This window comes from Streptomyces sp. NPDC058662 (assembly GCF_042716255.1).
Taxonomy (GTDB): domain Bacteria; phylum Actinomycetota; class Actinomycetes; order Streptomycetales; family Streptomycetaceae; genus Streptomyces.
Genome location: NZ_JBHXRU010000155.1, coordinates 1 through 9,205, shown reverse-complemented (window position 1 = coordinate 9,205; position 9,205 = coordinate 1). Strand labels below are relative to the sequence as shown.

Genomic DNA, 9,205 nt, shown 5'->3' with positions numbered 1-9,205 from the left:
GCCTTGGCCCCGGCCCCCGGCCCCGGCCCCCGGCCCCGGCCCCGGCCCAGAGCGGGCGCCGGTGGCGGTGGCGGCCCCGGCCCAGGGCGGGCCGGCGGGGTGACGGTCTCGGCTGCGGGCGTAGCCGGTCGGGCGCGGTTCCCGCCGCGGTGCTCCGCGTCGGGCCGGCCGTTCTGCGCCGATCGGCTGACCGGGTGCTCCCCGGCCGTGCCGTGCCCGGGCGGGGCCCGGGCCATGGGCGACAGTGGGCCCCATGCCAGACGACCCCGCCGGGACCGGACCGCGCCGCCGCACCTTGCTGGCCGCCGCCCTCGCCCCCCTGGCCGCGGCGGGCTGCGGCACGGACGAACCCCCGCGCGCGGCCCCCGGCCCCCCGGCCGGGCCCAGGGATGCCCTGGTCATGGTGATCCGGCATGCGGAGAAGCCGTACGCCGGGGCCATGGGCGAGGACGACGAGGGCAACGAGGACCCCGGATTCCTCGCCGGCCGGGGCCGCCGCCGGGCCGAGGAGCTCCCGCGGCTCTTCCCCCCGGCCGCCGGCTCCTCCCTGCCGCGCCCCGGCGCGGTCTTCGCGGCAGGCGGCCGGCCCGCAACCCCCGCGCGCTGCCGCCAGACCGTGGCGCCGCTGGCGAACGCGCTGCGCCTGCCCGTCCGCGCCGAGTTCGCCGTAGGGGCCGAAGCGGCCCTGGTCCGCGCGGCACTGGCGGCGCCGGCGCCCGTACTCATCTGCTGGGAGCACACCGGCGTGCCCCGCCTGGTCCGCGCACTCGGCGCGCGGGAGGTCCTCGGAGTCCCCGCGACCTGGCCCGACCGGTACGACCTCGTCTGGATGTTCACCCGGCGCCAGGGCGCCTGGAGCTTCCGCGAACTGGGCCAGCACCTGCTGCCGGGCGACGTCTAGACCGTCGGAGTCGTCCAGGCCGGCCAGGTCGAGTCACTTTCGGATCCTGCCGAACTCGCGACGCGACGGACGGCCGGTCAGCCGCTTCGGGGCGCGCCGCCGGGCGGGGTCAGGGCGCCGACGAGCCAGGGCATGGCGCCTCGCCCGACCGCGATCAGCACCTCCCTGTCACCGTCCCTGCACTGGGCCACGTAGTACATGCCGCCCGCGGCGTCCGCCACCACCGCGGGGTCCGTGGCGCGCGGGTGCCGTACGCGTTCGAGCACCAGGCCCGCGGGCAGCGGTTCGCGGCGGTGGGCCCCGGCGGGATCGTTGGTGCAGGCCAGGACTCCCGGGCCGACGACGATGTGGCTGTGCCGCGGGAAGCCGCCGGGTCCCGTGTCGTCGCCCAGCAGGACCGCGGGGAAGGTGCGCTCCGTGTCGCCGTGCCGTGGCGCGATGTCGACCGTGTAGTCGAAACGGCTCACCTGGGCCGCGTACACGGTGACGGCCGCGACCACCGTGACCACGGTGACGACCACGCACGACAGCAGACCCGCGTCCGGGATCCGCCCGGTCCCCGCGTCCATCGACATGGCGACCGTCCCGCCGACGCCGACGGCGGTCAGTACGCCGACCGGTGCGGCCAGCGACCAGAAGTCGCGCCGCCAGGAGCCCTTCGCCAGCCATGCCGCCCAGACTCCCGCCCACAGGACGGCAGCCCCACCCGCGACCGTGCCCAGCGCCCAGTCAGCCGGCCCACCGGCCAAAGCCGCCGCTCCGGTGACCATGGCCCCCGCCCCCGCCCCGACCGGAAGGGCGGTGGTGCCCCAGCTCCGCCGCGGCGCGGAGGGCTGCCCGTCATGAGTGACCATGCTCGCAGTGTGCCGCGCCGACCATCGCGGACGCACCCCTTCCGGCCACCCCCCCCGCCAGGAACGGACGCGCTCGCACGGTGCGCCACCGGCTTCCGTCGTCGGGCCGGCGCGGCACGGCGGGAACCAGGCCCGTCTGTGACGTCTCTTCATACCGGGGCGGGCAGGCCGCTGTTGCCGCCGGATGTCAGGAAAGGTCCGCGATCGAAAGCGAGACCGGACCCAGCCCGGACCCAGCCCAGCTCCAGACCAGCCCCAGACCAGACCAGACCGGAAAAGGCGTATATGAGACCTGTGAGAAGAACGCGCGGACTGCTCGCCACCGCGGCGGCAGCCGCCTGCGCCCTGCTGGTGATGACGCCGCAGAACGCGGCGGCCGCCGACCCGCCGCTGCCGTTCCCCGGGGGGAGCACCTGTGTCCCCGGGCACCTCCGCTACGAGGGGCACTACGAGTACTTCGAGGGCGTGGACGACCTTCCGTACAAGATCCTTCCCGGTCAGACGCTGTCACTGACGAAGACGGTCGCCAAGACGTTCGAGGCGTCGTTAACCGCCGGCGCCGGCCTCGAAATCGATCTCGTCGTCGCCAAGGCCAAGGCCGATGTCAGCAGGGGGGCGCAGGCGTCCGTCACGACCACCGGCACCGCGATGGTCACGGTCACCGCCAAGGAGAAGTATCCGCTGTTCGCCCAGTACGGCGTATGGAAATCCAGGCAGCACTACTCCGTCCCCTTCTACCCCGCCGGATGCAACGCGGCGTTCGAGGGCATTCCCGGGTGGAACAGCCGCGTCAACGCGGAGGTGCCGTTCGCACTGGGCTGGCACACCTGGAACGACGTCGCCACCGGCGGCGGCCACGGCAACCCCGGCACTGTCACCCCGCCGAAGCCGCCGCAACCGCAGCCCGTCACCGACGTGCGCGGCCTCGCGGACGGCACGGTACTGGCCACCACCGACACCAGGCGCATCTACAAGATGGTGGGCGGCGCGCCCGTCTGGCAGTCGACCTGCGACGACGACATCTGCCGCCCCGAGTCGCGCCCCACGACGCAGGCCGTCATCAACGCCGGCCCGGCCACCCCGCGCAACGCCTCGTCCGCCGTCGACCAGCGCGGCCGCGTGTACATCTTCGTCGGCGGGGCGCCGCTGTGGCAGTCGCACTGCTCCGCGCCGGTCAACTGCGGTACGCCGGTGAAGGTCTCCAACTGGTCCATCGACGCGCGTGACCACATGAACCAGGAGCCCGTGGACGGCCAGTTGATCCAGGGAGCCGAACCCGGCTCTGCCAGCGTCACGCCCGTCGCCGCGACACTCGGCGGCGCGCGGATCAACTTCGCGAGCCCGCAGGAGGCCGTCGACACCGGCCACGGCGCGGACTGGCCGGGCAAGGTCGTCATCGTCTCGACGTACAGCTTCAACCGGCTCGGCGAGGTCCCGCGCGACGGCACCCTGATCCAGGGCACCGGCGGGGGCGTGTCCACGCCCGTCGCGATGTTCGTCGGGGGAGCGCGGATCAACTTCGGCAGTCCCGAGGAGGTCGTGGAGACCGGTTACGGCGCCGACTGGCGAAGCAGGGTGCGGGCGATCCCCAAGCGGGTCTTCGACAACATGCTGGCCAACATCCCGCCGAACCGAACCCTGGTCCAGGGCATCTCCCACGGTGTCCCCACCCCGGTCGCCCAGATCATCGGCGGTACGCGGATCAATTTCGCGAGCCCGCAGGAGGTCGTCGACGCCGGCTACGGCACGGACTGGGCGGGCAAGGTGCGCATCATCCCAGCCCGCGCCTTCCACATGATCACCGCCGACCGCCCCGTGGACGGCACCCTCGTCCAGGGCGCGGGCGGCGCGGACACGCCGGTCGCCCAGATCGTCGGCGGCGCGCGGTTCAACTTCGCGAGCCCGCAGGAGGTCGTCGACGCGGGCTACGGCACGGACTGGGCGAGCAAGGTCCACGCGATCCCGGCCCGCGCCTTCCACCAACTGAACACACGCGTCGCGGACGGAACGCGGTTGAAGCAGGCGGGCTCGCTCAGTCAGGCGGGCGTCATCGGCGGCGCGCGGATCAACTTCGCGTCGCCGGAGGAGCTCAAGGCCGCGGGCTTCGACACCCGGCACATGTGGATCCTCCCCGACCGCGAGTGGAACGCCCTGCCGACGCGGATCGTGGACGGTACGCGGTTGAAGCAGGCGGGTTCGCCGAGTCAGGCGGGTGTGATCGGTGGTGCGCGGATCGATTTCGCGTCGCCGGAGGAGTTGAAGGCGGCGGGTTTTGACACCTTGCCGATGTGGGTTCTGCCTGATCGGGTGTGGAACGCGATGTCGACGCGGATCGCGGACGGCACGCTGATCAGGACGCCTGCCGCCGCAACGGTCTGGAGGATCGTCGACGGTAGGCGTGTGGTGACCACGGGGACGGGGACGGTCTGGATCGTCGCCCAGCGCGTGGCCGACGCCATCCCCCTGGGCTGAGACTGAGCCCAAGGTCCCGTCCCCGGGCGCCCCGTGCGGAGAACGCCGCGCGGGGCGCCCGCTCCCGTTTCTCCCGGCTGGCCCCGGCGTACGTAACGAAGGCTTAACAGCCTAGTTAAGTCAAGTCGGAAGAAAAGTGGGGCGCGGGTTATTGACCGGGGCGCGAGGAGGCGGGCAAGGTTCGGGAGAGCGCTCTCTCGCCCCGTGTTCCCGTTCCAAGGAGACTTCCCGTGCCCTCAGTTGGCCCATCCACGGCTGCACCATCCCCACACTCCCGGTCCCCCCGCACCCGCGCACGGCGCGCTCTGGCCGGCGCGGTCGTCACCGCTCTCGCGGCCGCGTTGCTGGCGGCGCTCCCCACCACCGCGGCGCAGGCGGCCCCCGTACTCCTGTCCCAGGGCAAGCCGGTCTCGGCGTCCAGCCAGGAGCACTACGGGACCGCGGCGGCCGGCGCGGTCGACGGGGACCTCGGAACCCGCTGGTCGAGTGCCGCGTCCGACAGCCAGTGGCTGCAAGTGGATCTGGGCAGCCCCATGGCCGTCAGCCAGGTGGTGCTGCGGTGGGAGGCGGCTCACGCCACGTCCTACCGGATCGAACTGTCGGCGGACGGCGCGAGCTGGACGACGGCCTACGCCACGACGACCGGGAGGGGCGGAACCGAGACCGTCGACGTCTCCGGTACGGCCCGCTACGTACGGATGCAGGGCGTGGCGCGCGCGACCGGCTACGGATACTCGCTCTGGGAGTTCCAGGTGTTCGGCGGCGGTGACGGCGGTGACGGCGGTGGCCCCACCCTGCCGGGCGGTGGCGACCTCGGACCGAACGTGCACATCGTGGACCCGTCCACACCGGGCATCCAGGCCAAGCTGGACCAGGTCTTCCAGCGCCAGGAGTCGGCCCAGTTCGGCAGCGGCCGCCACGCCTTCCTCCTCAAGCCGGGCACCTACAACGGCCTCAACGCCCAGATCGGCTTCTACACCCAGATCGCCGGGCTCGGCCTGCGCCCCGACGACACCACCATCAACGGTGACGTGACCGTCGACGCCGGCTGGTTCAACGGCAACGCCACGCAGAACTTCTGGCGCGGCGCCGAGAACCTGGCCGTGGCCCCCGTCAACGGCACCAACCGCTGGGCCGTCTCCCAAGCCGCGTCCTTCCGCCGGATGCACGTCAAGGGCGGGCTCAACCTCGCACCGAACGGGTACGGCTGGGCCAGCGGCGGCTACATCGCCGACTCCAAGATCGACGGGCAGGTGGGCAACTACTCCCAGCAGCAGTGGTACACCCGCGACAGTTCGATCGGCGGCTGGTCCAACTCGGTCTGGAACCAGACCTTCTCCGGCGTCGAGGGCGCGCCGGCCACCGGCTTCCCCGAACCCCGCTACACCACCCTCGACACCACGCCGACCTCCCGCGAGAAGCCCTTCCTCTACCTGGACGGCAGCGAGTACAAGGTGTTCGCGCCGGCCAAGCGGACCAACGCCCGGGGCACGACGTGGGCGAACGGCACGCCGCAGGGTGAGTCCGTTCCGCTGAGCAGGTTCTACGTCGTCAAGCCGGGCGCGACGGCCGCCACGATCAACCAGGCGCTGGCCCAGGGCCTGCACCTGCTCTTCACCCCGGGCGTCTACCACGTCGACCGGGCCATCGAAGTGAAGCGGGCCGACACGATCGTGCTCGGCCTGGGCCTGGCGACGATCATCCCGGACAACGGTGTGACCGCGATGAAGGTCGCGGACGTCGACGGCGTGAAGCTGGCGGGCTTCCTGATCGACGCCGGTCCGGTCAACTCCCCGACCCTGCTGGAGGTCGGCCCGCAGAACGCGTCCGCGGACCACTCCGCCAACCCGACGACCGTGCAGGACGTCTACATCCGCGTCGGCGGCGCGGGCGCCGGCAAAGCCACCACCAGCATGGTCGTGAACAGCGACGACGCGATCATCGACCACACCTGGGTGTGGCGCGCCGACCACGGCGAAGGCGTCGGCTGGGAGACCAACCGCGCCGACTACGGCGTCCGCGTCCACGGCGACGACGTGCTCGCCACCGGCCTGTTCGTCGAGCACTTCAACAAGTACGACGTCGAGTGGTACGGCGAGCGCGGCCGGACGATCTTCTACCAGAACGAGAAGGCGTACGACGCGCCCAACCAGGCCGCCATCCAGAACGGATCGACCAAGGGCTACGCCGCCTACCGGGTCGACGACTCCGTGAACACCCACGAGGCATGGGGCCTGGGCAGCTACTGCAACTACAACGTGGACCCGACGATTCGCCAGGACCACGGCTTCAAGGCACCCGTCAAGCCCGGCGTGAGATTCCACAGCCTGCTCACCGTCTCACTGGGCGGCAACGGCCACTACGAGCACGTCATCAACACCACCGGAGCCTCGACGGTGCCCGCCGGCACCTCCACGGTCCCCTCCACGGTCGTCTCCTACCCCTGAGCCGCCGTCCGCCGTCCGCCGTCCACCATCCGCCGTCCACTCCGCGCCGTGAGGCGCCGAGGGCGGCCCAGACTCCCTTCCGGGCCGGGTGTCCGACTTTCCGCGCCCCGGCCCGGAAGGGCCCGCACCGCCAGCACCGCCAGCACCCTCAGCACCACCAGCACCGTGCATCCCCTCCCCGCAACCGCCGCGCGCCACAGGGCCCCGCCACGGACCGCCCTGCCGCGCCGCGCGTCACGAATCAGCCAGGAGCACACGTGTCCAGACCCCCCTCCACACCCACCCCGCCCCGCCGGCGCACCGGCACGTCCCTCGCGGTGCTCGGCGCCCTCCTCGCGTCCTCGTTGGCCCTGAGCCTGTCCCCGCCGGCCCAGGCGGCGGAGACGCTCCTCTCCCAGGGCAAGCCCGCCACGGCCTCCTCCCAGGAGGGCGAGGCGTACGCCGCCGGCGCCGCGCTCGACGGCAACCTGACCGGCACCCGCTGGTCGAGCGAGCGCCGCGACGGCGAATGGCTCCAGGTCGACCTCGGCGCCCGCAAGGATCTGAGCCGGGTCGTCCTGACGTGGGAGGCCGCCTACGGCAAGGACTACGAGATCCGGACCTCCGACAACGGCACCGACTGGCGCACCCTCAGAACGGTCACCGGCAGCGACGGCGGCACGGACGAGATCGCCGTCTCCGGCTCGGGCCGGTACGTCCGGATGCAGGGGGTCACCCGGGCGGGCGGCTACGGGTACTCCCTGTGGGAGTTCCAGGTCTACGGCAGTGACGGCGGCACCACCCCGCCCCCCACGGGCGCCGTCAGGGTGACCGGCTCCCAGGGCGACTGGCAGCTGACCGTCGGCGGACAGCCGTACACGGTCAAGGGGCTGACCTGGGGCCCGTCCGTGGCCGACGCGCCCAGGTACCTGCCCGACGTCAAGTCCATGGGCGTCAACACGATCCGCACCTGGGGTACCGACGGATCCACCAAGCCGCTCCTCGACACCGCTGCCGCTCAGGGGCTCAAGGTGGTCAACGGCTTCTGGCTCCAGCCCGGCGGCGGCCCCGGCTCCGGGGGCTGCGTCAACTACCTCACCGACACGACGTACAAGAACACCATGCTCGCCGAGTTCGGCACATGGGTGGACACCTACAAGAGCCACCCGGCGACCCTCATGTGGAACGTCGGCAACGAGTCCGTGCTGGGTCTGCAGAACTGCTACGGGGGGAGCGAGCTGGAGGCGCAGCGCAACGCCTACACCTCCTTCGTGAACGACGTCGCGCGGAAGATCCACGCCATCGACCCGGACCACCCCGTCACCTCGACCGACGCCTGGACCGGTGCCTGGCCGTACTACAAGCGCAACGCGCCCGACCTCGACCTGTACTCCATGAACTCCTACGGCGACATCTGCGGGGTGCGCCAGGACTGGATCGACGGCGGCTACACCAAGCCGTACATCATCACCGAGGGCGGTCCCGCCGGCGAGTGGGAGGTCCCCGACGACGCCAACGGTATCCCGGACGAGCCGACCGACGTGCGGAAGGCCGACGGCTACACCCAGGCCTGGAACTGCGTCACCGGCCACCGGGGCGTCGCCCTCGGTGCCACCCTGTTCCACTACGGCCTGGAGCACGACTTCGGCGGCATCTGGTTCAACCTCGTGCCCGACGGCCTCAAGCGGCTCTCGTACTACGCCGTGAAGAAGGCGTACTCCGGCTCCACCGCGGGCGACAACACGCCGCCCGTCATCACGAACATGACCGTCAGCCCGGCCTCCGCGGCGCCGGCGGGCCGCGAGTTCACCGTCCGCGCCGACATCCGCGACCCCGACGGCGACCCGGTCACGCCCAGGATCTACCTCAGCGGCAACTACGCCAACGGAGACAAGCGGCTCGTCGACGCGCAGTGGCGCGCGACCGGCAACGGCACGTTCGCCGTCACCGCGCCCGACAAGCTCGGCGTCTGGAAGGTCTACATCCAGGCTGAGGACGGCCGGGGCAACGCCGGTATCGAGACCCGGTCCGTCAAGGTGGTCGCGCCGCCCGTGTCCGGGACGAACCTCGCGCTGAACCGGCCCACCACTGCCTCCTCCTACCAGGCCCAGTACGGCGACTGCCCCTGCGCGCCGGGCAACGCCACCGACGGCAGCACCACCACGCGCTGGGCCAGCGACTGGAGCGACCCCCAGTGGATCCAGGTGGACCTCGGCGCTGCCAGGGCCATCCGCACGCTGCAGCTCGTCTGGGACCCCGCCTACGCCAAGTCCTACGAGGTCCAGGTCTCCGACGACGGCGCCGGCTGGCGCCCGGTCCACTCCACCACGGCCGGCAACGGAGACATCGACACCATCGACGTCACCGCCACCGCCCGCCACGTCCGCCTGCAGCTGACCGCCCGCGGCACCGGGTGGGGCTACTCGCTCCACGAGTTCGGCGTCTACAGCTGAGGCCGCACGTCCTCGGGGCGGCGGTCCGGTCCTGAACGCGGAGTACCGGCCGTCCTGACCCGGCCGGTGCTCCGGGCGGTGCCCGGCCGACCCCGTACC

5 protein-coding genes are annotated in these 9,205 nt (G+C 72.2%); 4 read left to right on the top strand and 1 reads right to left on the bottom strand.

The window, feature by feature from the left end:
* The first annotated feature begins 253 nt into the window (after positions 1-253).
* Positions 254-901 (top strand): hypothetical protein, encoded by a 648-nt coding sequence (locus tag ACFWUQ_RS30120; RefSeq protein ID WP_384544338.1) that lies wholly within the window; start codon positions 254-256, stop codon positions 899-901.
* 77 nt (positions 902-978) lie between these two features.
* Here ACFWUQ_RS30120 and ACFWUQ_RS30115 read toward each other — a convergent pair whose 3' ends face one another.
* Positions 979-1,755: a hypothetical protein gene (locus ACFWUQ_RS30115; protein WP_384544336.1), complete on the bottom strand. Its 777-nt coding sequence runs from the start codon at positions 1,753-1,755 to the stop codon at positions 979-981.
* Between the two features lie 294 nt (positions 1,756-2,049).
* Here ACFWUQ_RS30115 and ACFWUQ_RS30110 point away from each other — a divergent pair, with 294 nt between their 5' ends.
* The 3 genes from ACFWUQ_RS30110 (at position 2,050) to ACFWUQ_RS30100 (ending at position 9,106) form a co-directional block, all read left to right on the top strand.
* Positions 2,050-4,227: a hypothetical protein gene (locus ACFWUQ_RS30110; RefSeq protein WP_384544334.1), complete on the top strand. Its 2,178-nt coding sequence runs from the start codon at positions 2,050-2,052 to the stop codon at positions 4,225-4,227.
* A gap of 230 nt (positions 4,228-4,457) precedes the next feature.
* Positions 4,458-6,674: a discoidin domain-containing protein gene (locus ACFWUQ_RS30105; protein ID WP_384544332.1), complete on the top strand. Its 2,217-nt coding sequence runs from the start codon at positions 4,458-4,460 to the stop codon at positions 6,672-6,674.
* A gap of 257 nt (positions 6,675-6,931) precedes the next feature.
* On the top strand, positions 6,932-9,106 hold the full coding sequence (locus ACFWUQ_RS30100) for a discoidin domain-containing protein (RefSeq protein ID WP_384544330.1): 2,175 nt from the start codon (positions 6,932-6,934) through the stop codon (positions 9,104-9,106).
* Positions 9,107-9,205 lie beyond the last annotated feature (99 nt).